The 23,609-nt window shown below is 68.2% G+C and carries 25 protein-coding genes; 11 read left to right on the forward strand and 14 right to left on the reverse strand.

From position 1 onward, the window contains the following. Positions 1-40 precede the first annotated feature (40 nt). Complete coding sequence (locus AC5JCN_RS22265; protein ID WP_495757277.1) at positions 41-1,159, forward strand: 2'-deoxycytidine 5'-triphosphate deaminase; 1,119 nt, start codon at positions 41-43, stop codon at positions 1,157-1,159. Between the two features lie 105 nt (positions 1,160-1,264). Beyond that, positions 1,265-1,837 carry a histidine phosphatase family protein gene (locus AC5JCN_RS22270; protein WP_495757278.1) on the forward strand — a complete coding sequence of 191 codons (573 nt, stop codon included), beginning with the start codon at positions 1,265-1,267 and terminating at the stop codon, positions 1,835-1,837. Between the two features lie 28 nt (positions 1,838-1,865). Here the strand turns inward: AC5JCN_RS22270 and AC5JCN_RS22275 are convergent, their stop codons facing one another. The 3 genes from AC5JCN_RS22275 to AC5JCN_RS22285 all read right to left on the reverse strand — a co-directional run bounded on the left by AC5JCN_RS22275 (position 1,866) and on the right by AC5JCN_RS22285 (position 4,402). Continuing rightward, entirely contained in the window at positions 1,866-2,069 is a 204-nt protein-coding gene (locus AC5JCN_RS22275; protein WP_495757279.1) for a hypothetical protein, read from the reverse strand. A gap of 221 nt (positions 2,070-2,290) precedes the next feature. Next, positions 2,291-2,803 (reverse strand): YidB family protein, encoded by a 513-nt coding sequence (locus AC5JCN_RS22280; protein ID WP_495757280.1) that lies wholly within the window; start codon positions 2,801-2,803, stop codon positions 2,291-2,293. A 57-nt stretch (positions 2,804-2,860) separates the two neighbouring features. Next, positions 2,861-4,402 (reverse strand): histidine kinase dimerization/phosphoacceptor domain -containing protein, encoded by a 1,542-nt coding sequence (locus tag AC5JCN_RS22285; protein ID WP_495757281.1) that lies wholly within the window; start codon positions 4,400-4,402, stop codon positions 2,861-2,863. A 344-nt stretch (positions 4,403-4,746) separates the two neighbouring features. Here AC5JCN_RS22285 and AC5JCN_RS22290 point away from each other — a divergent pair, with 344 nt between their 5' ends. From AC5JCN_RS22290 to AC5JCN_RS22305, 4 genes are all read left to right on the forward strand, one after another. Beyond that, entirely contained in the window at positions 4,747-5,541 is a 795-nt protein-coding gene (locus AC5JCN_RS22290; protein WP_495757282.1) for an SGNH/GDSL hydrolase family protein, read from the forward strand. A 119-nt stretch (positions 5,542-5,660) separates the two neighbouring features. After that, positions 5,661-7,070: a methyl-accepting chemotaxis protein gene (locus AC5JCN_RS22295; RefSeq protein WP_495757283.1), complete on the forward strand. Its 1,410-nt coding sequence runs from the start codon at positions 5,661-5,663 to the stop codon at positions 7,068-7,070. 87 nt (positions 7,071-7,157) lie between these two features. After that, positions 7,158-7,496: a hypothetical protein gene (locus AC5JCN_RS22300; protein WP_495757284.1), complete on the forward strand. Its 339-nt coding sequence runs from the start codon at positions 7,158-7,160 to the stop codon at positions 7,494-7,496. Between the two features lie 119 nt (positions 7,497-7,615). Next, entirely contained in the window at positions 7,616-8,878 is a 1,263-nt protein-coding gene (locus AC5JCN_RS22305; protein WP_495757285.1) for an adenylate/guanylate cyclase domain-containing protein, read from the forward strand. A gap of 7 nt (positions 8,879-8,885) precedes the next feature. Here the strand turns inward: AC5JCN_RS22305 and modC are convergent, their stop codons facing one another. From modC to AC5JCN_RS22325, 4 genes are read right to left on the reverse strand one after another with little or no spacing between them, the layout of a single operon-like run. After that, on the reverse strand, positions 8,886-10,016 hold the full coding sequence (gene modC, locus AC5JCN_RS22310; RefSeq protein ID WP_495757286.1) for a molybdenum ABC transporter ATP-binding protein: 1,131 nt from the start codon (positions 10,014-10,016) through the stop codon (positions 8,886-8,888). Beyond that, positions 10,016-10,705, reverse strand: coding sequence for a molybdate ABC transporter permease subunit (modB, locus tag AC5JCN_RS22315; protein WP_495757287.1), 690 nt, complete (start codon positions 10,703-10,705; stop codon positions 10,016-10,018). The genes modC and modB overlap by 1 nt, the downstream gene beginning before the upstream one ends. Position 10,706: 1 nt before the next feature. After that, positions 10,707-11,468 (reverse strand): molybdate ABC transporter substrate-binding protein, encoded by a 762-nt coding sequence (gene modA / locus AC5JCN_RS22320; RefSeq protein ID WP_495757288.1) that lies wholly within the window; start codon positions 11,466-11,468, stop codon positions 10,707-10,709. Positions 11,469-11,479: 11 nt separating this feature from the next. Next, on the reverse strand, positions 11,480-12,256 hold the full coding sequence (locus tag AC5JCN_RS22325) for a TOBE domain-containing protein (RefSeq protein ID WP_495757289.1): 777 nt from the start codon (positions 12,254-12,256) through the stop codon (positions 11,480-11,482). A gap of 94 nt (positions 12,257-12,350) precedes the next feature. Between AC5JCN_RS22325 and AC5JCN_RS22330 the strand changes: the two genes are divergently transcribed. From AC5JCN_RS22330 to AC5JCN_RS22340, 3 genes are all read left to right on the forward strand, one after another. Next, positions 12,351-12,557: a TOBE domain-containing protein gene (locus tag AC5JCN_RS22330; protein ID WP_495757290.1), complete on the forward strand. Its 207-nt coding sequence runs from the start codon at positions 12,351-12,353 to the stop codon at positions 12,555-12,557. A gap of 3 nt (positions 12,558-12,560) precedes the next feature. Further along, positions 12,561-13,052 (forward strand): tRNA (N6-threonylcarbamoyladenosine(37)-N6)-methyltransferase TrmO, encoded by a 492-nt coding sequence (gene tsaA / locus AC5JCN_RS22335; protein WP_495757291.1) that lies wholly within the window; start codon positions 12,561-12,563, stop codon positions 13,050-13,052. A gap of 83 nt (positions 13,053-13,135) precedes the next feature. Continuing rightward, positions 13,136-13,429: a hypothetical protein gene (locus tag AC5JCN_RS22340; RefSeq protein ID WP_495757292.1), complete on the forward strand. Its 294-nt coding sequence runs from the start codon at positions 13,136-13,138 to the stop codon at positions 13,427-13,429. A 6-nt stretch (positions 13,430-13,435) separates the two neighbouring features. Here AC5JCN_RS22340 and AC5JCN_RS22345 read toward each other — a convergent pair whose 3' ends face one another. The 7 genes from AC5JCN_RS22345 to AC5JCN_RS22375 all read right to left on the reverse strand — a co-directional run bounded on the left by AC5JCN_RS22345 (position 13,436) and on the right by AC5JCN_RS22375 (position 19,763). After that, the gene (locus AC5JCN_RS22345) at positions 13,436-13,831 is read right to left on the reverse strand and encodes a VOC family protein (RefSeq protein WP_495757293.1); all 396 of its coding nucleotides are present in this window, start codon (positions 13,829-13,831) and stop codon (positions 13,436-13,438) included. 162 nt (positions 13,832-13,993) lie between these two features. Beyond that, a complete protein-coding gene (locus tag AC5JCN_RS22350; protein WP_495757294.1) occupies positions 13,994-14,872 on the reverse strand; it encodes a PhnA-like protein in 879 nt (292 codons plus the stop codon). A 50-nt stretch (positions 14,873-14,922) separates the two neighbouring features. Next, positions 14,923-15,267: a CsbD family protein gene (locus AC5JCN_RS22355; RefSeq protein WP_495757295.1), complete on the reverse strand. Its 345-nt coding sequence runs from the start codon at positions 15,265-15,267 to the stop codon at positions 14,923-14,925. A 454-nt stretch (positions 15,268-15,721) separates the two neighbouring features. Then, complete coding sequence (locus AC5JCN_RS22360; RefSeq protein ID WP_495757296.1) at positions 15,722-16,933, reverse strand: NAD(P)/FAD-dependent oxidoreductase; 1,212 nt, start codon at positions 16,931-16,933, stop codon at positions 15,722-15,724. Then, positions 16,926-17,672, reverse strand: coding sequence for a class I SAM-dependent methyltransferase (locus AC5JCN_RS22365; protein WP_495757297.1), 747 nt, complete (start codon positions 17,670-17,672; stop codon positions 16,926-16,928). Before AC5JCN_RS22365 ends, AC5JCN_RS22360 begins: the two co-directional genes overlap by 8 nt. Then, positions 17,662-18,726: a type III polyketide synthase gene (locus tag AC5JCN_RS22370; protein ID WP_495757298.1), complete on the reverse strand. Its 1,065-nt coding sequence runs from the start codon at positions 18,724-18,726 to the stop codon at positions 17,662-17,664. The genes AC5JCN_RS22365 and AC5JCN_RS22370 overlap by 11 nt, the downstream gene beginning before the upstream one ends. An 860-nt stretch (positions 18,727-19,586) precedes the next feature. Next, positions 19,587-19,763 carry a hypothetical protein gene (locus AC5JCN_RS22375; protein ID WP_495757299.1) on the reverse strand — a complete coding sequence of 59 codons (177 nt, stop codon included), beginning with the start codon at positions 19,761-19,763 and terminating at the stop codon, positions 19,587-19,589. A 303-nt stretch (positions 19,764-20,066) separates the two neighbouring features. Here AC5JCN_RS22375 and AC5JCN_RS22380 point away from each other — a divergent pair, with 303 nt between their 5' ends. After that, on the forward strand, positions 20,067-21,551 hold the full coding sequence (locus AC5JCN_RS22380) for an ATPase domain-containing protein (protein ID WP_495757300.1): 1,485 nt from the start codon (positions 20,067-20,069) through the stop codon (positions 21,549-21,551). Beyond that, positions 21,548-23,578 (forward strand): ATP-binding protein, encoded by a 2,031-nt coding sequence (locus tag AC5JCN_RS22385; protein ID WP_495757301.1) that lies wholly within the window; start codon positions 21,548-21,550, stop codon positions 23,576-23,578. The genes AC5JCN_RS22380 and AC5JCN_RS22385 overlap by 4 nt, the downstream gene beginning before the upstream one ends. Positions 23,579-23,609: the final 31 nt, after the last annotated feature.

The raw sequence follows: 23,609 nt of genomic DNA on the forward strand, positions 1-23,609 counted from the left end.
TCAGCGTTTACCCCGGTGCCCCCGCGGGCTAGACAGGCTGATGACAGATGGCAGGGCAAACGGCTTGATCCCGACCTCCGGAACGCTTCCTTCCCAGAGCATCGCGGCGCTGATCGCGGCCGGGCACGTGCGTGCCGAGCCGGAGGTCATCGATGCCCAGGTCCAGCCTGCGAGCCTCGACCTGCGGCTCGGCCGGCGGGTGTTCAGGGTGAGGGCGAGCTTCCTGCCGGGTAAAGACGCACCGGTCGCCCCGCGGCTCTCCGAACTCGCGCTGCACGAGATCGACCTGTCGGCGGGTGCCGTGCTGGAAACCGGCGCCGTATACATCGCCGAGGTGGCCGAGAGCCTGGCTTTGCCCGCAGGCCTCGCCGCGGCTGCGAACCCCAAGAGCTCGACGGGGCGGCTTGACGTCTTCACGCGCCTCATCGTCGACGGGGCGACTGAATTCGACCAGATCCCGCGGGGCTACCACGGGCCGCTCTATCTGGAGATCGCGCCGCGAACCTTCCCGGTCCTGGTGCGCAGCGGATCGCGGCTGTCGCAGGTGCGGTTTCGGGCCGGTCTCGTGCGGCTGTCCGACGAAGACCTCACCTCCCTGCACCGCGAGCAGTCGCTGGTGACCAGTGCCGAGCCGTCGATCCAGACCGGCATCGCTGTCAGCGTCGATCTCGCCGGACCGGGCGGCGACGGCGTCGTCGGTTGGCGCGCCAAGCGCCACACGGGTCTCGTCGATGTCGACGTGGTGGGCGGCTGTGACGTGCTGGATTTCTGGGATCCGCTGTCGGTGCGCAAGGCGCGCGAGCTGATCCTCGATCCCGGGCAGTTCTATATCCTGGCGTCCAAGGAAGCGGTTCACGTTCCTCCCGGCTTCGCGGCGGAGATGACGCCCTTCGACCCGCTCGTGGGCGAATTCCGTGTTCACTATGCGGGCTTCTTCGACCCGGGCTTCGGCCACGCGGCGACCGGCGGCGTCGGCAGCCGCGCGGTGCTGGAAGTGCGCTCCCACGACGTGCCGTTCGTGCTCGAGGATGGCCAGATCGTCGGACGCCTCGTCTACGAGCGGATGGCGGAGAGGCCGGAGCGCCTCTACGGCGCCGGGCTCGGCTCCAATTACCAGGCGCAGGGCCTGAAGCTCTCCAAGCACTTCCGGAGCGGCTGAGTTGGTCTGCGCCAGGGCGCAGCACCATCTTCACGGTTCGGGGTTAGAGAGGGCGGGACCTCACGCGTGTTGGCCCGTCCCCACACATCTGCGAAAACTGGACCGATGCCCAGAAACATTCTTCTCATCCGTCACGGACAATCCACCTTCAACGCCCATTACGAGGCGACCGGACAGGATCCGGGTCACTTCGATGCGCCCCTGACCGATCTCGGCCAGTCGCAGGCGGCTCAGGTCCGGAAGGATCTCGCGGATACGCACGTCGACCTCGCCGTCTGCTCGCCGCTGACACGTGCGATCCAGACGACGCTGGGCATTTTCGGCGAACGCGGCGTGCCCGTGCACGTCACGCATCATCATCGGGAGCGGCTGGAGAGCAGCTGCGACGTTGGGCAGTCGCCCGCATTGCTGCGCGAGCACTTCCCCAACCTCGTCTTCGACCACCTCGATGATCCGTGGTGGCACCACGATCCCGACATGTCGGGGCCGTTCGTGATCGAGCCGCTCGATGTATTCGAGCGGCGCGTCGCGGAGTTCGTGGAGTGGATCGCGGCGCGGCCGGAAGACAGCGTGGCCGTCATCGGCCACGGCACGTTCTTCCACGCCCTGACCGGGCGGTGGCTGCGCAACTGCGAGGTGATGGAGTGGCGGCCGGGGCCCGTACGGGCCACGGCCTGACTGCGGAGACCGGTGGAACCGATCGGCTTCAGCCGATCATTTCTGCCACGATGCGGCGCATTTCGGCGCGCGTCAGCGAGGTGGTCTCGGGCCGCCATTCGGCGGGGCGCGCCAGCCGGCGCGGAGTGCCGTCCCGGTCCGTCCGCGCCAGGGCGGCAGACACGGTGACGTGATGTGTCCGCCCGTTCCGGGCGGCGTGGTTGTTCTTCGTATCGTTCAGCATTGTGTCCATTGCGTCCTCAAGGGACGCGAGTAAAGCGGCATCATGAAGGCATGATGTCGGAGCGCAACCCTCATCGAAGGTTGCAGGAAAACGACGAATTGTCTTTAAACGGAACCCGCGGGCGCCTCGGCGCCGCTGCGGCTATGTCCGACTGTTCGGTCGTGACGTGCATATAGACAGGCGGGCCCTGTAATACAAGGCCCGCCTTCGTCGTATTCCGTTACACCGCGTCAGGCCGAGGGCAGCCTGCCGTCGGGCGTGTAGCCGTCTACGGCCTTCGGAAGCTCGCGCGTCAGGCGCGCCAGGAGCTCGTCCCGGTGCAGGCCGGTGCGCTCGGTGAGGGTATCGAGCACGTCGGGGCCGATGGCGCGCTCGAGTTCGCCGGGCGCGATCTCGCGGTTCGGGCCCGTGCCGACCCAACTGTCCGCCGTGTCGCCATGGCCGTTCTCGCGGAACCGGTCGACGAGTTCGCCGAGGCCGCCGCTGAGGAGACCGCCGGCTCCGGCGCCTCCGGTCAGCCCGCCGAGGAGGCCGCCGAGACCTCCCATGCCTCCGGAGGAGGACGTACCGTCGCCGTGATCAGGCCGGCCCGCCGCGCCGGCACCGCCGAAGGCGCCGCCGTTGCCTTGGGCGCCCTGGCCGGTGGCCCCGCCCAGCATCTCTGCGATCTTGTCGCGGTTCTGGTACCCCGCAACGGCGAGGAGCCCCAAAAGCGCTGTCATCGACGGAAATCCGCGTGCCATGTGTTTGTCTCCCATGTGATGCGGGGAGAAGACGGAGCAGCGGCGAAGGTTCCTCCGCTACGTCAGCGCGCGCACGGGAAGGCGGGCGTGGAAGACGGCGCCGCCTCCCGGCTTATCCCAGGACAGGCGACCGCGGATATGGGCGCACAGGCGTGCCGCCGTCACGAGGCCGAAGCGGCCGGTATCGCGCGGTTCGAAGTTTTCGGGCAGGCCCGGCCCGTCGTCGCTCACGGTCAGCACGAGTTCGTCGCCGTCGACGGCAAGCTGCACCTCCACGCCCTCCCGCGCGTGCTTGATCGCATTGGTGACGAGCTCGTTGCAGATGACCGCCAGCGTGCTCGCCTGGGATGGATCGATGAGGAGTGTATCGCCCGCCCGGACGACGACGCGCCTGTCCGCGCCCTTGCCCAGGTTGGCGCAGAGCTCGGACACGAGGTGGCTGACCTCCACCTTGTCGAGCCGGCCCGAGAGCTGAAGCATCTCGTGCACGCTGGCGATGGCGCCGACCTGCCGGGCCCCGTCCTGCAAGGCCAGCTTGACCTCCGGGTTCCTGGATCGGCTGGCCCGCATCAGCAGCAGGCCCGTGACGATCTGCAGTGAGTTCTTGACGCGGTGGTGCACTTCCAGGGCAAGCGTGTCCTTGAAGCGCTCGGCCTCCCGTGCTTCCGCCGCACGCACCGCGAAGACGGCCAGCCCTGGAAAGCCGGCAATGGCGAGTGCGGCCGAAAGGCCGGCCACTCCCGATCGCCAGCGCCATTGGGCGAGCGCCGCGTCGATCGGCTGCGAGGCCGTCGCGAAGAGGCGGGGATACCTCTCGCTGCGCTGCCAGGATACGATCCGCTGCGATGGACCGTCCTGCAGCATCAGGGTTCCGGTGGGGGCCAGCTTGACCTCCGCATTCACCTTCTCGCGGAACGCGGGCGTCGCACGGTCAGCCGTCGCCAGCCGCGCCAGGATGGAGGCCTCCGGGGGCGCATCCTCGACGTAGAGCCCGGTGCGTGCTCCGGGCCAGGTAACGGTCTCGGCGTAGAGACGCTCGAAATAGCCGTTGTAGATCGATGCAACGATCACGGCTTTCAGTGAGCCGTCCGGGTTGCGCACGGCCCGGCTGAACGTGAAGCGGGGCCTGCCGGAGATGGCGCCCGGCTTGCTGTCGCCGAGGATCACCGGATCCGCGTCTCCCGCGAGGTGCGCCTTGAAGAAGACGCGGTCCGACACGTTCACCTGCTGCGACGGGAAGGCCCAGGTATTGACGCGGTTTGTACCGGACGCATCCAGAACGCCGACCGCGGCAATCTGGGGGCTGCCCGGCGAGAGGCCCCGCAACACCTCGAAAACCCGCCGGCCCACTTCGGGATCTGCGAGGTCCCATCTCTCGACGAGCGGGACGACGGCCGCCAGCATCTTGTTGGCGTCCTCCAGCATGGAGTCCGCATGAGCACCCAGAAGGCGGGAAACGGAGCGCGTGCGGTCGGCGGCGTTGTCGAGTGTGGCATTCCGGTCGGCGACGATCATCGCCGCCACAAGCGCCCCTGTAATCAGCGCGAACAGAAGTGTTCCCGCGACCCAGGCCTGCCGGAAGCTCAAACGTGTCGCCAAGTCCATCTGCCCCGACCGGTGCAACTCAGCGCACCGATTGCGCCAGTGTCGGCGAATTACAGCGAAAGCTCAAGCTTTTGGCTGAGGAATGACTTGGTTTGCGTCCGTCAATTTGCTGGCAAACTTCCGATAAGGACGATGCCGCCGAATTTCGCGCTCCACGTCACCTTCGATGTCTGCGGGATATGAGCCTGAATGCAGGCAGGTCCGGGTTCCAGAGCAATTTTACGGAGACAAGCGAGCCGCTCGACACCCCCAGCCATGCGTACTCGACGGGATTGCGTCCGGGGCCACCGCATGCGAGCACCGGATCGCTCGGGCGCGACCGGCCCTCTGGACACCTGATGACGCCCATCCTGCCCAAGCTTCTGTACAGCGCCGTTCTGGCGCTGTTCTTTCCGGCGCTCGCGCCCGCCATGTCCTACGCCGGACCGGTCCTGCCTCGGACTGCCTGCGATGTGCCTTCCGCCATGCAGCAGCTGCCTCGCTTGCCGCGGGTTGCGGCAAGGCTGGGGGAGGCGGGGCCATTGCGGATCCTCGCCATCGGCTCGTCTTCCACGCAGGGCGTGGGGGCGACTTCGCCCGCTTCGTCCTACCCCGCCCGGCTCGAAGTGGAGCTCGCGCCCCTCCTGGGACACGGTGACATCAAGGTCGAGAATGCCGGCGTGGGTGGCGAGACGGCGGGCCAGACGCTGCGACGGCTGGGCAGGATATCGGCGCAGCGCCGCTTCGACCTCGTCATCTGGCAAGTCGGGACCAACGATGCCGTGCGCGGCGGGAGCGAGGACGCGTTCCTGGTGCACCTGCGCCAAGGCATCGAAGCCGTGAAGGTGTCGGGCGCCGACCTCGTGCTGATGGACCAGCAATACCTCGACAGCATCGCCGACCCCGTGCGCTACCGGCGCTTCGTCTCGGCCGTGGCAGCGCAGGCACGCGCTCAAGGCGTGCCGCTCTTCTCGCGCTTTGCAGCCATGCGGATCTGGGCGGCGGCGGGACAAGGCGGGCTCGATGCGCTGCTCGCCTCCGATCGCTTTCACCTGAACGACCGGGGCTATGCCTGCCTCGCGCGCGATCTCGCCGCTTCGATCGCCGCGCCGATTGCAGGGAAGCTGGCGTTCACCCGCGTCAGGGCGCTCTGAGTGCTCGTTAGTCGGCATCGGGCCGTCGATGCTCGTTAACCTCTCATTGCTAGGGTGAGACACGGGAGGGCGATCCGTCCGTGGCCGATATTGATTTGATTGTTCGTTTTGTCTCTTGCATGTCCGTGCTGGTCGTCGCCGCAGCGGCGCTCGGCATCCTCGACGGCTGGCTGATGACGCACCGCCGCCTCCGCGGCGTGATGATCGGGATGGTGCTGGGCTGCGTCGGCATGCTCTCCATGGCCGACCCCGTGCGCACCAGCGGCGGCCTGTTCTTCGATGCCCGCCACGTCGTGATCATGCTGTCGGCCCCGGTCGGCGGACCCGTCGCGACGATCGTCGCAACCGCGATGCTGGGCATCATGCGCTGGACGATCGGTGGTCCCATCGCGTCCGTGGCGCTCATCGCCATCTTCGCCTCCGCCATCGCCAGCGTGCTGTGGTGGGCGCGGTTCGGGAACCTGCGCACGCGTCGTGGCGCGCACTCGCTCGCCTTGCTGGCCGCAATCGTTCCCACCGGCGTGAGCCTTGGCTTGCTGCTCCTGGACGATCATGTCCCGAGCCCGGCGTTCCGCACAATCGGCTGGTCCGTCCTGTTCAATGCGCTCGGCCTCGAGATGATCGGCTTGCTGCTGCTCTGGCATCGGGAGCGAGGCGAAAGCCTCACGGCGTTCAGGCGCAGCGAGGAGCGGCTGGACAGCATCGCACGCAATGCGCGCGGTGCCCTGTTCCGCCTGCGGCAAGATGCAAAGGGCGATCCCGAACTCCTGCAGATCAGCCACACCTTCCCGCCTTTCGCGGCGGGCGAGGGCCCGGGCCTCGTCGTTCCCGGCAACCAGGAAGACCTCGCCGCCTTCCGCGAGGTCCTGGAAACCTCGGCCACCCGCCTCGCGCCGTTCGTCTTCGAGCGCAGCTACACGCTGGAAGGCGGAGCCACGGTGTGGGTGCGCTGGCAGGCCGCTCCCCAGCGGCACAAGGATGGCACGACGGTCTGGGACGGCTTCGTCAGCGACGTGACCGACCGCATGCAGGTGAAGCTCCGCCTCGAGCGGGAGCGCCAGCACGTGCTGGAGCAGATGCTGCGCGAGTTTGAGGGGCGGGTCGCCTCTGCCGTCCGGGTCTTTGCGGCCTCGTCCGAGCGACTGCGCGATGGCGCCTCGACCATGCAGAGCGCTGCCGCCGGCTCCTTCGACGTCACCCGCCAGGTGAGCGAGAAGTCGCACCTCGTTGCCGCCTTCGTCGATGACGTGGCGGGCAAGGTGCGGACGCTCGACGCGGGCATGCGCTACGCGACGGCTCAGATCGTCGAGGTCGCGGGCAAGGCGGCCGAGACCACGCAGCGCATCGAACTCGCGGAGACCGGCATCCAGCAGCTTTCCGCCGCGTGCGACCAGATCGGCCAGATCGCGGGGTTCATCCAGGGCATTGCCGAGCAGACCAACCTCCTGGCGCTGAACGCCACCATCGAGGCGGCCCGCGCCGGTGATGCCGGCCGAGGCTTCGCCGTCGTCGCCGGCGAGGTGAAATAGCTGGCCTCGCAGACGACGCGCGCCACGGCAGAGGTTTCCACGAAGCTTCGCAGCATCACGGCCGCGTCCACCAACGCCGTGGCAGCCATGGAGCAGGTGCGCCTGATCTCCCGCGCCATGCAGGAACTGGCGGATGCCGCCAAGCTCACCTCGACCGGCCACGGCATGATCGTGGAGGACATCAGCAGCACGGCCGCCGGCCTCTCCGGCGACGCCAAGCTGCTCAGCCGCGAGATGGCCGCCGCCGCGGGCGAAGCCCAGAGCACGGGCAAGCTCGCCTCGGACCTGCAGGAACTCGCAGCGGCCATCGGCTCGGAGACGCATCGGCTGACGGCCGAGATCGAAGCGTTCGGCCGGCGCGTCGCGGAGCGTGCCGCGCGCGAAGGTGACGCCGTCGTGGAGAGCGAGGCGCGCCTGATCGGCTGATGCGGCTTGCACGCGGGCCCGGGGCTCGGCATCCAGACGGGGTCTGAGACGGCGTTGCGCTCGCCGCAGCGGGACAGCATAACTCCCGGGAAGCACTTCATGCGTGTGTCGGAGAGTGCATGCCCCCTGAGGTCGAAGCCGCCCTTCGTGACTGGGTGATCGCCCAGGGCCTCGCCGGAGCCGACGAGGCGGACCTGCTGGAAGGGTTCTGCACCCGCGCCAAGAAGGCTGGCCTGGGCGTCTCGCGCGGCCTCGTGCTTCTCGACACGCTGCATCCCAGCTTCGAGGGACGCGCCTATCGCTGGAGGGACGTTTCGAGCAACCTGCCCAGCGTGGTCGAGTACGGCCGCACCTCCGAAGGCGACGCGGCGGCCTCGTGGCGCCGCTCGCCCTTCTATGCCGCCCTCCAGCAGGACCTGTCCGAGATCCGGTTGCGCGTTTCGGCGGGGGAGGGGCGGGACTATCCCGTCGTCGCCGAACTCGCCGACGAGGGCATCACGGACTACCTCGCCTTCGTCCATCGCGTCTCGCCGGACGCGGTGATCGGCGAGATGGATTGCATTTATTCGCACTGGACCACCCGCCAGCCCGAAGGGTTCGCCGATGGGCAGGTCGAGGGCCTGCGCCGGCTGGTCCCGGCGCTGACGCTGGCCATGAAGAGCGCCGCCCTGGCGCGCGTCCCGCGCACGCTGGCGGAAGTCTACCTGGGGCAGGATCCGGCAAGGCGCGTGCTCGGCGGCCGCATCGTTCGGGGCGTCGCGGACCACATTGCGACCGTCCTCTGGTTCTCGGACCTGCGCGGCTATTCCAGCCTGAGCGACACCGCGGATCCCAACGAGATCATTCCCCTCCTCAACGACTATGCCGAGGCGACCATCGAGTCCGTCCACGACGCGGGCGGCGACGTCCTGAAGCTGATGGGCGACGGGGTGCTGGCCATGTTCCCCGCCGAGGATGCCGGGCAGGCCTGCCGGTGCGCGCTGCGCGCCGAGCACGCCATGCGCGCCCGCATGGCCGCGATCAACGAGGAGCGCACCGATTCCCGGCGGCCCCTGACGACGGCCTATGTGGGGCTGCATGTCGGCGAGGTGTTCTACGGCAACATCGGCAGCCGCGAGCGTCTGGATTTCACGGTCATCGGGCCGGCGGTGAACGAGGTCAGCCGGATCGCGTCCCTCTGCCGCTCCGTCGACCGGGGCCTGCTCGTCTCTGCGGATTTCCGCGATGCCTTGCCGGCCTCGCTCGCAGACGAACTCGTCAATGTCGGCCGCTACGCCCTGAGAGGGGTGGGGCGTGCACAGAACCTCTATACGCTGGACCCGGAAATCATGACCTCCACGGCGCGCTCGCGGCTCTACGAAAGCGAACTGGCAGAGGACTGAACGGGCCTTATCCGCCCAGGCGTGAGCGGCCCGGCGTCGGGGCGACGCCCTTGACCTGGGCAAAGACGTGCATGCCGGTCGCAAGGCCGAGCTGATCCCAGGAAAGGCGGGTGACGCGGGCCAGGATGCGCGCGCCCTGTCCGTCGCTCCCCAGCCGCAGGACCACGGCCAACTCGGCGTCGGTTGCGGGAGCCGCATCGACGATCAGCGCAGGCAGGACATTGACGATGCTGCTGTCGGTCCGCTGCGCCCGAGCGATGCTCACATCCCCCGCCTCGATGCGAAGCCGCCAGCCATGGCCGGGCTGGGCCGGCGGCGAGGCAACGAGAAAGCGGCCGCCATCGACGAGCAGGGTCAGGAGCCCGTACCGGGGGTCGTAGCCCGACGCCGTGGCGGGGAGCGTCACGGCCGCTCCGCGCCCGCGCGCCAGCGGCAGGGACGTGTCGCTCTGCAGGTCCTGGAGCGGTCCGGACGCCCGCACCCCGCCATTCTCCATCAGCACGAGATGATCGGCCAGCCGCTCCACCTCGGCCAGATCGTGGCTGACATAGACGATGGGCAGCGACAGCGAGTCGTGCAGCCTTTCGAGGAAGGGCAGGATCTCGTCCTTGGTGAAGCGGTCGAGCGCTGACAGCGGCTCGTCCATCAGCAGGATCCGTGGTTGCGAGAGAAGCGCCCTCCCGATCGCGACGCGTTGCCTTTCGCCGCCCGACAGGTTCTGCGGCGCCCGGTCGAGCAGGCGGCTGATGCCGAGGAGATCGACAACTTCGTCGAGCCGGATGGCGCCGTTCCCGTCCGGCGCGCCGGCTCGCCGGGCTCCGAAGAGCAGGTTCTTGCGCACCGAGAGGTGCGGGAAGAGGCTGGCTTCCTGGAAGACGTAGCCGACGGCCCGTTGGTGAGGCGCCCGGAAGGTGGTGGCGTCCTGCCACACCTCGCCGGCCAGCCGGAACTCGCCCTGTGCGATTCGGTGAAGGCCGGCCATGCAGCGCAGTACCGTGGTCTTGCCGCAGCCTGACGGGCCGAACAGGGCGGAGACCCCGGTCGCGGGGATGGAGAAGGACGCATCCAGTCTGAACTGGCCTACGGATCCCCGGAAGCTTGCGTCGATCCGGCCGGTGGTCAGGGAGGGTGCGTTCATCAGGTCCCGGCTCTCGCCGCGCGCTTGTCGATCAGCGTCATCGCGAGGATGACCAGAAACGCGAACAGCGCCATGCCCACTGAGAGGATGTTGGCCTCGCGCCATTGCAGCGTCTCGACATAGTCGTAGATGGCGACCGAGAGCGTCTTGGTCTGGCCGGGGATGTTGCCGCCGATCATCAGCACGACGCCGAACTCGCCCACGGTGTGGGCAAAGCCGAGCACGGCCCCGGTCATCAGGCCCGGGCGCGCCAGCGGCAGTGCGACGCTGAAAAACGTGTCGAGGGGCCGCGCGCGCAAGGTCGCCGCAACCTCCAGCGGCCTGTCGCCGAATGCCTCGAAGGCGTTCCGGATGGGCTGGACGACGAAGGGCATCGAATAGATCACGGACCCGATGACGAGCCCGGTGAAGGTGAAGGCGAGGGTCCGCGCGCCCCAGAACCCCGCCAGCCACCCTCCCGGCCCCGCGGGGCCCAGCAGGACGAGAAGGTAGAAGCCGAGCACGGTCGGCGGCAGCACCAGCGGCATCGCGACCACGGTCGCGACCGGCTCCTTCCACCAGACTTTCGTGCGCGCCAGCCACCAGGCCAGCGGCGTGCCGATCACCAGCAGGATGAGCGTGGTGATCGCCGCCAGCTCGACCGTGAGGCGGACGAGCGTCCAGAGGTCCGGCGGCAGGTTCAGAGCCACGTCAAGCGCCGCCGTCCAGCGCGTAGCCGTAGCCCTCGATCACCTTGCGCGCCTCGGGACCCTTCAGAAACGTGACGAAGGCCTTGGCCGCCTCGTTCCCTTCCCCCTTCTTGAGCAGCACCGCGTCCTGCCGGATCGGCGCATAGAGCTCCTGAGGCACGATCCAGCGCGAGCCGGCGTCGGACTTCGCCACCTGGGACAGGGCAACGAAGCCGATTTCGGCATTGCCCGTCTCCACGAACTGGTAGGCCTGTGAGATATTGGCGCCCTGCACCAGCTTCGGCTTCAGCCTGTCGTAGGCGCCGAGTGATTTCAGCGTCTCGACCGCCGCGGCACCGTAGGGCGCCGCTGCGGGATCGCAGATCGCGATCTTCTCGATGGCGCCTGTCAGCGTGTCCTTGCCGGTCACCAGTCCTGGCGTCTTGCTCCACAGCACGAGCTTGCCGACCGCATAGGTGAAACGGCTGCTTGCGACGGCGAAGCCGCCCTCGACCAGCTTTTTGGGCCGCTCCTGGTCGGCTGCCAGGAACACCTGAAACGGCGCCTCCTGCGTGATCTGGGTGTAGAACTGCCCCGTTGCACCAAAGCTCAGCACCGCCTCGTGGCCGGTCTTCTCCTTGAAGAGCCTCGCGACTTCCTTGGCGGGCTCGGTGAAGTTGGCGGCGACAGCGACGTTGATCTGCCCGGCGGCGGCCGGGGCGGCGATCGCCATGAGCAGGCCGGCGGCAACAGCCGCGGATTTGAGGTAGCGGGTCACGAACATCGGGGCTCCCTTCAGTCGATGGCGAGGATGACGTCGGCTGGATCGAAGACGGCGAGCACGGCCTCGCCCGGACGCGGGGCTGGCGCGCTCTCGCTTCCAGCCGGCAGGCAGGCGGTGAGGCTGCGCCCGCCGCCGATGGCGAGGACGACTTCGCTGGCCGTCCCGTCGGTCTCGACCGAGCGCACCGTGGCGGCCAGGGTGTTCAGGGCGGCCTCAGCCGGCGCAGGATCCGACGACGGCCTGACCGAGACGAAGAAGGACTTCACGAGAGCCGCGACGGGCCGCCCGGGACACAGGCCGAGCGAGTCGACGCTGTCGCGTGTCACGACGGCCCGGATGGTTTCGCCGGGCGCGGTTTCGACAATCACTTCGACGCGGATGGCACGCGGCGACACGGCTTTGACGGTGCCGCGCAGAACATTGCGGGCGCTTGTGCGCATCAGGAAGCCGGGAGCCTTGTCGAGCGCGACACCGTCTTCGACAGCCCGCACGGCCCGCACCAGTTCCGCCTCGATGCGGTGGAATGCGGCGATGAACGCCAGGCCTGCTTCGGTGACCTCCGAGCCGCCGCCCGCCCGGCCCCCCGTACGCCGGCGCAACATGGGCGCCCCGAACAGCGCCGACATCACTTCCACGGCATCCCACGCGGCCTTGTAGGTGAGGCCAAAGGCCCGCGCCCCGGCGCTGATGCTGCCTTCCCGGGCAATGGCCTCGAGAAGGCGGATCCTGTCCCGCCCTACGGGCGGCAGGTTCTCGGCAACCAGGGACAAGGCGGCATGAACGGACATCGGAACGCTTCCCCCGCTCATATAGGGCGGCTATACAACGGTAGTCCGGCTATATAACGCCGGACGTACGGTTTCAACAGCACCGGGGTTTGCCATGAAGCTCAGCGCTCGCAACCAACTGAAGGGCACCATCGTCGAGGTCGTCAAAGGCGCGACCACCTCGCATGTCAGGATCGACATCGGCGGCGCGATCGTCACGGCGTCCATCACCAACGAGGCGGTGGACGAACTCGGGCTGAAGACAGGGCAAGCCGCCTCGGCCGTGATCAAGGCTTCCGATGTCCTCGTGGCCGTGGACTGAGGCATGGTCCGCGAGGACAAGATCCGCCGCGCCGAGCGCGCCGTCGAAGCGCCTGCGCCCGCCGATGCAGGGCTGGTTTATATCGGCGTCATCCACACGCCCTGGACGTCGCGCATGGACTGCCCGCGCCAGGGCCGGGCGGATGGCCCGGTGTGCCGGATCGAGCTCTTCGATCCCTGGCTCGAGGCGCTGGCAGGCATCGAGGCCTATGAGCGGCTGGAGGTCCTGTACTGGCTGCACCGCTCCCGCCGCGACCTCGTGCTGCAGAGCCCGCGCGACGACGGATCGGTGCGCGGCACCTTCGCTCTGCGCTCGCCGGTGCGCCCGAACCCGATCGGCAGCTCCATCGCGACCCTGCTTCGAGTCGAGGGTGCCGTCCTCCACGTTCGTGGCCTGGACTGCCTCGACGGCACGCCATTGCTCGACCTGAAGCCCGACAGGACGCTGTTCACGCCCATTGCTCCGCCGACGCCCGGGGATAGCGACGTCGGCTGAGCAGGTCCCGCCCGCTCTCCAAGCTTGCTCCTTGCCGCACGCACACGCACCCTGACGGCGCGAAATCGCTTCAGGAGGTCCAGGTGCAATTCCCCGCCATCGATCCGCTCATCGCTCTTGGCGTGTTCGTCGCGACCGCGGCGACCGACGCCTGCTACGTCATGTTCACGTCGTCCGTGGTGGCGAGGAAGCGGGTGGCCGCGTCGAACTGGAGCAGCGTCTGGTACATGCTCTCCTCCTTCGCCGTGATCACCTACACGGAGAACTGGGTATACGTGCTCTTCGCGGCAGGCGGGTCGTGGATCGGCGCCTATCTGTCGCTCACCTTCCTGCACCGCGGCCCGGGCCACCCGCCTTCGCCAGTGGCGGCGCCGTGAAGGAGGTCAGGGCTCTTCCGACGCGTCATTGATCTCGATCCAGTGCCCGTCCACGTCCTGGAAGTAGATCTGGCGTTTCCCGTCGCCCCGCACATGCACCTCGCCCGGCCTGCGGGCGAGGTTCATCCACGTCACCCCGGCTTCGTCGAGGCGGCGCAGCGCGGCGTCGAAGCGGGTGGTGGAGACCGCGAAATGAGTCGACATCGGCCGGGCGCGCTCGTGCTCGGGATCCGTGCCGATGAGGTGAAGGGTGCGAAGCCCGTCCAGCATGAACCAGCGGATGTCGGACCGGCCAACCCGGTTTGGGATCTCCTCGAGGCCGAGCGCCTTCATGTAGAAGCCCGCGCTGGCGTCGACGTGGCGGACGTAGAGGGAAACGTGGTGGAGCGTGAAGTCGGACACGGGTGCATCCTCCCGGCGCGCCCGGAGCGGGCCTTGCGCCACGGCCCAATCTAGCGCGGTGCAACCGCCGGTGTCGTGCGCCTCGAATGTCACGGAGCCCCCGCCAAAGTTACCTTTGGCGGGGGCTCCTGCAGGAATGTATTCGGCGCGCTCGGTGCCCGGTCAGGGCTGAAGGACGGCCGCGCCCTTCGGAGTACCGATGCGTCCGCCCACAAACGCGGCGATGGCACCCAGCAGCAGCGATACAAAGGCGAGAAACGCGGCCTTCGTCGCCGCCGAGCGGGTCGCCTCGGTCGCGGCTTCCACCTTCTGGCGCGCTGCTGCGACGGTCTGCTCGTACTGCGCCTGGTACTGCTGCACCTGCTGCTTTGCCTGATCGACCGGGATGTTCTGCGCCTTGGCCAGCGCTTCGGCTGCCCGGTCGGCGGCCTGCTGGCGCTCCGCCTGGTCACCCGACAACATGGCTCGGACGGCCTGCGCCGCCGCGTCCCGCAATGCCTGCGGATCCTGCCCGCCCGTCTGCTCACGCACGGTCTTCTCGATCGTGTCGAGCGGATTGGCCGCCTGCGCAAGGCTGGGCGCCGCTCCGGCGACGGCCGTCTGCACCGCCCCGCCCGCTGCACGTCCCGCTCCGCCCAGTGTGCTCGACAACGCGCCGAAAGCCCCCCCGACCACGCCGCCCACCGCCGAACTCAGCAGATAGAGCACGACCAATGTGGTAACGGCCCACGAGACCAGCCCGTGCAGGCCGGCCGTCCGCATCCCACGTGCGCCGGCCATGCGGCCCGCAACAACGCCGCCCGCCAATGAGGCGACGACGCCCGACGCCACCAGCCAGACACCGGCGCCGGTCGTGAGGGTGGTGGCCGACTGATCCGAGCCCGGTGCCGCTCCCGCGAGGCCGATGCCGACGCCGGCTAGATTGACGACCACCTGCGTGACGAGGGCCGTCACGCTGCCGGCGAGAATGGCACCCCAGGAGACTTCCCGCGTGAGCACGGGCTGGTCCGCAACTGGGGACATGACTACGGTGTTCGACATGGAGGGCTCCGGGTCCTCAGTGGTCAGTAAAGTTTTGGCGGCGGCGCTGATCAGTCGCGGCCACGCGCCAGGTAGCCCAGGCCGAAGCCGACGAGGCCGGCCACGAGAACGGCGCTCAGCGGATGGTCGGTGATGCGAACAGCAACGTCGCGGCCCGTCGCCGCCAGCTGACGCTCGGTCTTCTCGTAGGCATCGGCCGCAAACTCCGACGCGTCGTCCGCCGCGTCCCGGGCCGCGTCCTTGGCCAGGCCAACCATCGATTTCGCGCGGCCCTGGACCGTGCGTGCGCGCCCAGCCAGCGAATCCTCGGACGAACCCGCAAGATCGCCGATCTCGCTCTGCACCTTGCCGCCGAACTCGTCGAGGGCGCCCGTTATTCTGCTCTTGTCGATCATGTCATTCTCCTTCGTGAGATTTCGTGCCCGCACGGCACAGCGCACCCCCTGAACTGGCAGGGAGCGTGGTTAGGTTGAGGATGGATCGCGCTTTATGGGATCAGGGATGTCGCCTGAAACCCGAGGTGCCACGGCGAGAGCATTCGGAAGCAAAGGACCGTCCCGACGGACGGAAACGATCAGGACGCCTGGCGTGCGGCTCGTTCCTCGACTTCGTCATTCGGAAACTCTCCAAACCCTGACGTACGAGCCGACAACAGTCAGGGCTGGGATTGGTTCCGGGACCGGATCCCGGGAAAGTTCATCAATTCAGCCGTTTCGGCTTCCATAGGGGTATTCTCGCAGGATCGTGAGTAACACGGCGCTGCTGCCCCGAAGAGGCGTGGCACAGGATCGGGACAATCAGACAGGTGCGGCGTCCAGCCCGGACCGGCAGAGTGCCGTCCAGCCGGACTCAGTGGCCATACGGCCCGGAAACGACGGGCGGCGCAGCCGACTTTCCAGCCAGGCGCGCGGTTGCCGAGACGGCTTGCGGGAGGGCCGCCGCGATCCGCACCGCTACGGCAGCCAGCGCCGGCCGTGTCGCACAGGCGGAGATGGCGGCGGCTGCGCGGATGCGTGGCGCGAAGCTCGCCCGCCAAGCGGCGTGGTAGGCTCGGCCCGCCTGCGCTTCCGCTTCGCTCCGCCCTGGACCATGGGGAAGAGAGAGGAGAAGGGAGGCAAGAAGTGCTCCCCCTTCCATGGCCATGCTGAGCCCTTCGGCGACGACGGGATGCGCCTCGCCTGCGAGGTTGCCGGCCCGGAACACGCCGTCGGCGTAGCAGGCGCGCAGCCCGGGCCGGATCGGTCCCGCCGCCAGCCAGGCGCCCCTGACCGCACCGGCGGGAACGGATTCGCGGATGCCGCGCACATTGTCGCGCAGTTCCGCCAGGATGGCCTCCCCGGCGGGCATGCCATGCCGGGCGAGGCGAACCGCCTCCAGCCTGTCGCGCCGGATGCACAGGCTGATGCTGGCGAGACCTCCCGGCAAGTGCACCATGCCGCCGTATCCACCCGCGAAGGAGATCAGCGGCATGAGCCCGGGAGGAAGCCTGCTGCCGTCCAGGTGCGCCTTGAAGGCCAGGAGGTCGGACGCGGCATGGAAGTCGCGATGCGCCTCCACGGGGACGGGCCCGCGCTCCCATGAGCCGTGGGCGGCGATGATGGTCCTGGCTGCGATCCGGCGATTCTCGCCGTCCTGTTCGATGCTCACCCAGCGGCCGCTGTCGCCGATTTCGATATTGGTCACGCGAGCCGGTTGCAGGACGGTCGCGCCTGCTTTGGATGCAGCGTCCAGGAGCGCGGTATCGAGTTCGGCACGGCCGAGGGCGCGGCCCCAGCGCCACGGACGGGGGCCGGCCGGCATCGGGGCATCCGCAACCGTCTCGCCGGCGAAGAGCGCGACGCGCTCCACCGGGGGCCCGGCTGCGGTCCAGAGGTCCGACAGCCCGAGGCGTTCGAACAGCGCGCCATTGCCGGCCGACATGAACTCGCCGCACACCTTGCGGCGCGGGAAGGCGGCTTTCTCCACCAGCACGACGCTGCGCCCGGCCAGCGCCAGCGCCAGCGCGGTGGTCGCTCCGGCGGGTCCGCCGCCCACGACGAGGAACTCGGTGATCTCAGCCATGCGTCCGTCCCTCCGGCACCGCGACGAAGCCATGGGAAAACGGCCCGACGCGCTTTTCTGAGATCGTCCAGGGGGCATCGGCCGCGGCCGATCGCCAGAGCCGAGAGAGGTCCTCCCCCGCAAAGCCGGCTCGCACGCTGGCCGCGGCGTCATGGAGGGTGACGTCGCCGCAACCGATCAGCGGCAGCAGGCGGCATCCTGCCAGCGCCAGCCGGGAGCGGGCAGGTTCGACCGCGGCGAGTGCCACGCCTGCCCCGGCCAACCCCGCGAAGAGCGCGGCCAGCGCCGCATCGTCGAAATGGTGCAGGACGAGGTTTGCGCAGGCGATGGTAGCCTTGGCGTTCCCGGGTGTACCGGCGCGCAGGGTGCCGGCCCAGGTCAGGATGTCGCCAGCCTCGACGCTGGGGGTCCAGCCGAGGGCGCGGAAGCCGTCCAGGACTGTGGGCGAGACGGAAGGCTGACGGTCCAGCAGCACTGCATGGCTGCCCGACCAGGCGGGACCGAGCCGGCGGGCGACCCGCAGCAGGAAATGGCCGTCCCCGGCGCCGATGTCGATGATCCCGGCTGGCCCCGGCGAAGCCCTTTTCAGCAGGCGCGCCATGGCGCCGGCCTGCAGCATGACAGCGTTGACGCGCCGCAGATCGGCCCGGGAGCGTAGTGCCCGCGGATCCGAGGGAGGCAGCTCGTCCAGCCACTCGGGCTCGATCCGGCGCGCGGCGAGTTGCATGTCAGGCTGCATGGAAACGCATCGTCTCTGCCACGAGGCCGGGGCCGAACGCCATGGCGCAGCCGCGCTCGCCCTTGCGGGCGGTCTCCAACATGCGCTGCAGCACGAACATCACCGTAGCCGAGGACATGTTGCCGAAATCGCGGAGGACGCTTCGCGACACGCCGAGCGCGTCCGGTTCGAGATCGAGTGCGCGCTCGACTGCATCCAGCACGGTGCGGCCGCCGGGGTGGACGGCCCACAGATCCGTCGCCCCGCTGTTGCTCCCGGTCAACCGGTCACGCTCGGCGCGCAACGTATCCTCGATGGCGGCCGGCACACGGCCGGACAGCGTCATGTCGAAACCTCTGTCCCGGACCTTCCAGGTGATGTGGTCGTTGGTCTCGGGCGCGAGGTAGGCACGGAAGCTGTCGATGGCGAAGCCACGCGGCTCGGCCGAGACGAGCGACGCGGCGCAGCCGTCGCCGAAAAGGTAGAAGGAGAGCAGCGTCTCGAGATCGTCGGTCTGCTGCAGGTGCAGCGTGCAGAGCTCGATGTTGACCAGCAGCACCTTCGCCTCGGGCTCCGACCGGACGATGTGGTGCGCGAGCTTGAGAGCGTTCACGGCCGCGTAGCAGCCCATGAACCCCACCATCGTGCGCTCCAGTGATCCGGGCAGCCCGCAGCGCCGGAGGATGTCGAAGTCGATGCCGGGGGCTGAGAACCCCGTGCAGGTCGTGACGACGAGATGCGTGACGTCGTCCAGCTTCTCCATGCCGGCGAGGCGGCCGACCGCCTCGGCCGCCAGTTCTGGCGCCTGCCGCTCAAAGCGGGTCATGCGCTCGCCCGTGCTCGGGAAGTCGCCGTCCGTGTAGAAGCCCTCGGCATCGACGGACTTTCCACCGCTGGGGGCGGATTGCAGGACAGAGTAGCGCTGGGCAATGCCGCCACGCGCCACCATCCGGTCGAATGCCATTCTGCGGCGTCTCTCCGGGCCAACCTGGCCGCGGGCAAAGTCGATGAAGGCGTCGTGGCAGGCGTGCGCGGGTACGCTCGTCGCGATTGCGTTGATATGGGCAGGCTGCACGCCGGATACTCCGCTGCATCGGCGCGACGCGCCGGGAGCGGCCCAACGGAGGCCATCGACGGCGGTTCCGGATGCGAGCCGCCTGGAGCCGGACATGGTGTCGCGGGAGATGGGTGCGAAGGCGCGCTCAGCCGGTGCCGAATGGCGGAATGCGATCGCTGTGGCCGGCAGGCCTATGGCGACGGCGCAGGACCAACCGGGGCATGCCAGGGCGTCCGGGGAAGGTTCCGCGTCACCATGGATCGCCTGCGCGAGGAGCCTCGCCACCGCCGTGTCGTGGGGGCCCGATGTGCCGTCCCGGGACGTCCGGGCATGCAGGCCTCGGGAGGCGCGCCCGTACGGAGACACAAAGGCAATGGATCCGGAAGTACGTCGAACCTACGGCACAGCTCCAGGTATCCGGCGAGTGCCTGTTTCCTGGTGACTCGCGCACTCACGAGTTCGCCGATCACGCCACCGAGAAAGGCACGAAATCGGTCCGGCCCTATTGCCTGCCGCAGCCGCTGAAGTCGTTCCGCATCGTCGCCGATTTCCATCGAATCCTCCTGGACACAGGAAGACCTAACGTCCGCACCGGCGCAAGACGCGCCGGAGCAGCTCGAATTCAACTGTCCGAGATCGCTCGGGCAGCTGCGTGGGTCGCTCTCCGGAACTCCGACGGGCTCAGACCCTGGAAACCGGCTCCCGGTCATTCCGGATGGGGCCGCTTCCACCTCGCCCGATCAGGCCGAAGCCGATTGTCGGGGCCAGAACGATCCAGAGAAAAATCAAAAAGCCGAACCAACTCTCGCTCATGGCCGTACTCCGCTGGTGCTGATCTGCCGTATCAATTCTGGAGACCGCGAAGGTTTCCCGGATTGCTAGCGGCTGGGCAGGACTTGTTCGCTTCTGCTCCCAAGCCCGCGGTTCCAACGTTCGTCGGCGGACAGGAACAGCATGTCGTTGTCGCCTCGCTGGGCGAGCCGGTTCGCCCACAATGCGATGACGCCCGTGCCGCCGAGGATCCAGAGGAAGAGGATGATGCCGAGATATTCCATCGCCGTGCTCCGTCTTGGTCGGTCGCGGTCAATGGGATAGGGGGCATCTGGTTCCAAATGCGGGCAGGAAGTGCAGGAGTCCAAGGGGCAGCGCAGCCCGTCAGGTACGCCGCCGGTTCGACATTGCTTGCAAGAGTGAAGCGCTCATGCGGCGCAGACGCGCCGAAGCTCTCTGCGTCTTGGAAATTTATTTCCTTTGAGTTCGCCTGCCCTGGAACTGCGCCGCGGACTAGAGCGTTCCCAACCGTTAAAGGTGAGGTACGCCTGCCAAGCACAACCTCCCAGTCGACCCGGGAGTACTGGATGGAACGGGCGGAGCGTGATGCAGAAACCAGGGTCGCCGGCCTGGACGACGTCCTCGGCGGAGGTCTGGAACGGGGAAGAGTTTTCCTTCTCGAGGGGAGCCCGGGCACGGGCAAGACCACGATCGCTCTGCAGTTTTTGCTGGCCGGTGCGGCGCTCGGGGAAAGCTGCCTCTACATCACCCTGTCGGAGACGGACCCCGAACTTCGCTCCTCGGCCGTCTCGCACGAATGGTCCCTGGACGCGATCCACATCTATGAGCTCGTGCCGCCTGAAAGCCTGCTCGACGACGAGCAGCAGCAGAGCCTGCTCTATTCGTCGGACCTGGAACTCGGCGAAACCACAAAGCGGATCTTCGAGGTCTTCGACCGCGTGAAGCCGGACCGGGTGGTCCTGGACAGCCTCTCGGAGATCCGCCTCCTGGCCCAGGGCTCCCTGCGCTACCGGCGCCAGATCCTCGTGCTCAAGCACTTTTTCGCGCGGCAGAACGCGACGGTGCTGATGCTGGACGACCTGACCAGCGACGCCAACGACAAGACGGTGCACTCCATCGCGCATGGCGTGATCCGCCTCGAAGAACTTTCACCGGAATACGGAGCCGAGCGGAGGCGGCTCAGGGTTCTCAAATATCGCGGACGCCGGATCCGCGGGGGCTTCCACGACTTTGCCCTGGTGACGGGTGGCACGCGTGTGTTCCCGCGCCTCGTCTCGGCGGAACACAGGATGCGTTTCTCTCGCGACCTGCTGCCGACGGCATCGCCTGAGCTGGACGCGCTGCTCGGCGGCGGCGTGGAACGCGGCTCGAGCGTCCTCATCCTGGGACCTGCCGGCACGGGCAAGACGACCGTCGCGCTCACCTTCCTCAAGAATGCCGTCCAGCGCGGTGAACGGGCCGCCATGTTCGTCTTCGACGAGGAGCTCGGCCTCCTGATCCAGCGTGCAATGCTGCTCGGCATCGACCTACAGGCGATGGTCGATGCGAACTCCCTGGTCCTGGAGCAGGTGGACGCGGCCGAACTCACTCCCGGCGAGTTCGCCGAGCGGGTCCGGGTCTGTGTCGAAACGAATGGCGCGCTGACCGTCGTTGTCGACAGCCTGAACGGCTATCAGGCCGCAATGCCGGGTGAGCACGCCCTCGTCCTGCACATGCATGAACTGCTTCAGTTCCTGAACCGGAAGGGCGCGACCACATTGCTCACTGTCGCGCAGCACGGGCTCGTCGGCGACATGAAGACGCCGGTCGACATCACCTATCTCGCCGACACGGTCATCCTGCTCAGGTACTTCGAGGCTCTCGGCCGGGTCCGCCGGGCCATTTCGGTGGTCAAGAAGAGGACTGGCCCGCACGAGGATACGATCCGCGAATATCAGATCGACAGCAACGGGGTGACCCTCGGCGCACCCCTGTCGGGGTTCCAGGGGATCCTCCGGGGTGTCCCCGTCCTCGTGGGCTCGGACGGACTACTGGATCGCGAGGAGGCATGAAGCGTACGACGCTCTCCGAGCGTGCGCTCATCCTGGCTCCGGTGGGACGGGATGCAGGCATCGCCATGGCCATGCTGGCGGAGGCGGGCATCAGCGGAAACGTCTGCCAGACGGTTGCGGCATTGGTCGAGGAGCTGGACGCCGGCGCGGCCTTCGTCATCGTCACGGAGGAGGCTATCGCCACCGCCGACCTGCATGGGCTTTCGGCGTGGATCGCGGACCAGGAGGAATGGTCCGACCTTCCCTTCATTTTGCTGACCAGCCGGGGCGGAGGCCTGGAGCGCAATCCCTCGGCCGTGCGCCATCTCGATTTGCTCGGGAACGTCACCTTTCTCGAGAGGCCCTTCCATCCCACGACGTTGATCAGCCTGGCCCGCTCGGCTCTGCGCGGCCGCAAGCGGCAATACGAGGCGCGGAGCAGGCTCATCGCGCTGCGCGAGAGCGAAGCGCGCTATCGCATGCTGTTCGACACGATGGACGAGGGTTTCTGCGTCATCCGATTCATCGACGGTCCGCAAGGGCCGCTCAGCGACTACCTCCATGTCCAGGCCAACCCCGCCTATGAGCGCCACGCCGGCATTTCCGACGTGGTCGGCCGGAAGGTCCGAGACCTGGTGCCGGCCGAAGCCGATGGCTGGGTGGACCTCTACCGCCGCGTTCTCGTCACAGGAGACCCGATCCGCTTCGAGCGGGAGCTGGTGGCGACCGGAAGGCACCTCGAACTGGCCTCGTTCCGGGTCGAGCCGTCGAGCCGCAGGGAAGTCGCGGTGATCTTCCAGGACGTGACCGAGCGCAAGCGGGCCGAGCTCGCCCTGCGCCAGCTGAACGAATCCCTGGAGCGGCGCGTCGAGGATGCCGTGGGCGAACGCGCGGTCGCCATGGCCCAGCTGCACGAGGCACAGAAGCTGGAAACGCTGGGGCAGCTGACCGGCGGCGTGGCCCACGACATCAACAACCTGCTCACCCCCATAACTGGCGCGCTCGACATCCTGAACCGGCGCTACGCCGACGGGGACGCCCGGGCAGCACGGCTTCTGGACGGGGCGCTGCAGTCGGCCGAGCGGGCCAAGATCCTGGTGAACCGGCTGCTCGGCTTCGCCCGCAGGCAGGCACTGCAGACGCGTCCGGTCGATGTCTCCGATCTCCTGGGCGGCATGCAGGACCTGATCGCGAGCTCGATTGGCTCCTCGGTCGAACTCCGCACCGCCGTGGCAAAGGATCTTCCGGCCGCGGCAGCGGATCCCAACCAGCTGGAACTCGCCATTCTCAACCTGTGCGTCAACGCGCGTGATGCGATGGAGGGCGGCGGCGTGCTGACGGTGGCTGCCGACCGGGTCGTGCTGGGTCCTCGGAGTGCCGAGGCCCTCAAGCCTGGCGCCTATGTCCGCATCTCCGTGATCGACACGGGCTGCGGCATGGACGAGGCGACGGTCGCAAGGGCTGTCGAGCCGTTCTTCTCGACCAAGGGGGTCGGCCGGGGTACGGGCCTCGGTCTCTCGATGGTGCACGGCCTCGCCGCGCAGCTCGGAGGCGCCTTCGCGCTCACCAGTGCGCCGGGCGAGGGGACCCGTGCGGATCTCTATTTGCCGGTGGCGGAGCGGCCGGCCGAGCCGAGCACGGTGGAGCGCTTGCTTCCCATGCCTCCCATGCGGCCCCTGTCGGTCCTGCTCGCCGACGACGAGGATCTCGTGCGGCGGGGAACCGCGGAAATGCTCAGGGAGATGGGCCACGCTGTCCACGAGGCATCCGGAGGAGTGGAGGCACTGGCACTTTTGGGGCGCGGGCTGGACGTCGACGTGCTCGTCACCGACTACATGATGCCGCACATGAACGGGGCCGATCTTGCCGAGCAGGCGCGGCGGATCAAGCCCGGCCTCCCGGTGCTCGTCATCACGGGCTATGCCGGCGGCGAGCTCGATCTCGGACTGGACCAACTCCCCAAGCCGTTCCGCCAGTCAGACCTCGCGACCGCCGTCGAGAACGTCGTTCAGCCCATGCGGGGGAGGGTCGTCCGCCTGCGGCGGTAGCAAAGGCGGAAGTTCGCCGGCTCTGACACGG

Source organism: Alsobacter sp., assembly GCF_059501845.1.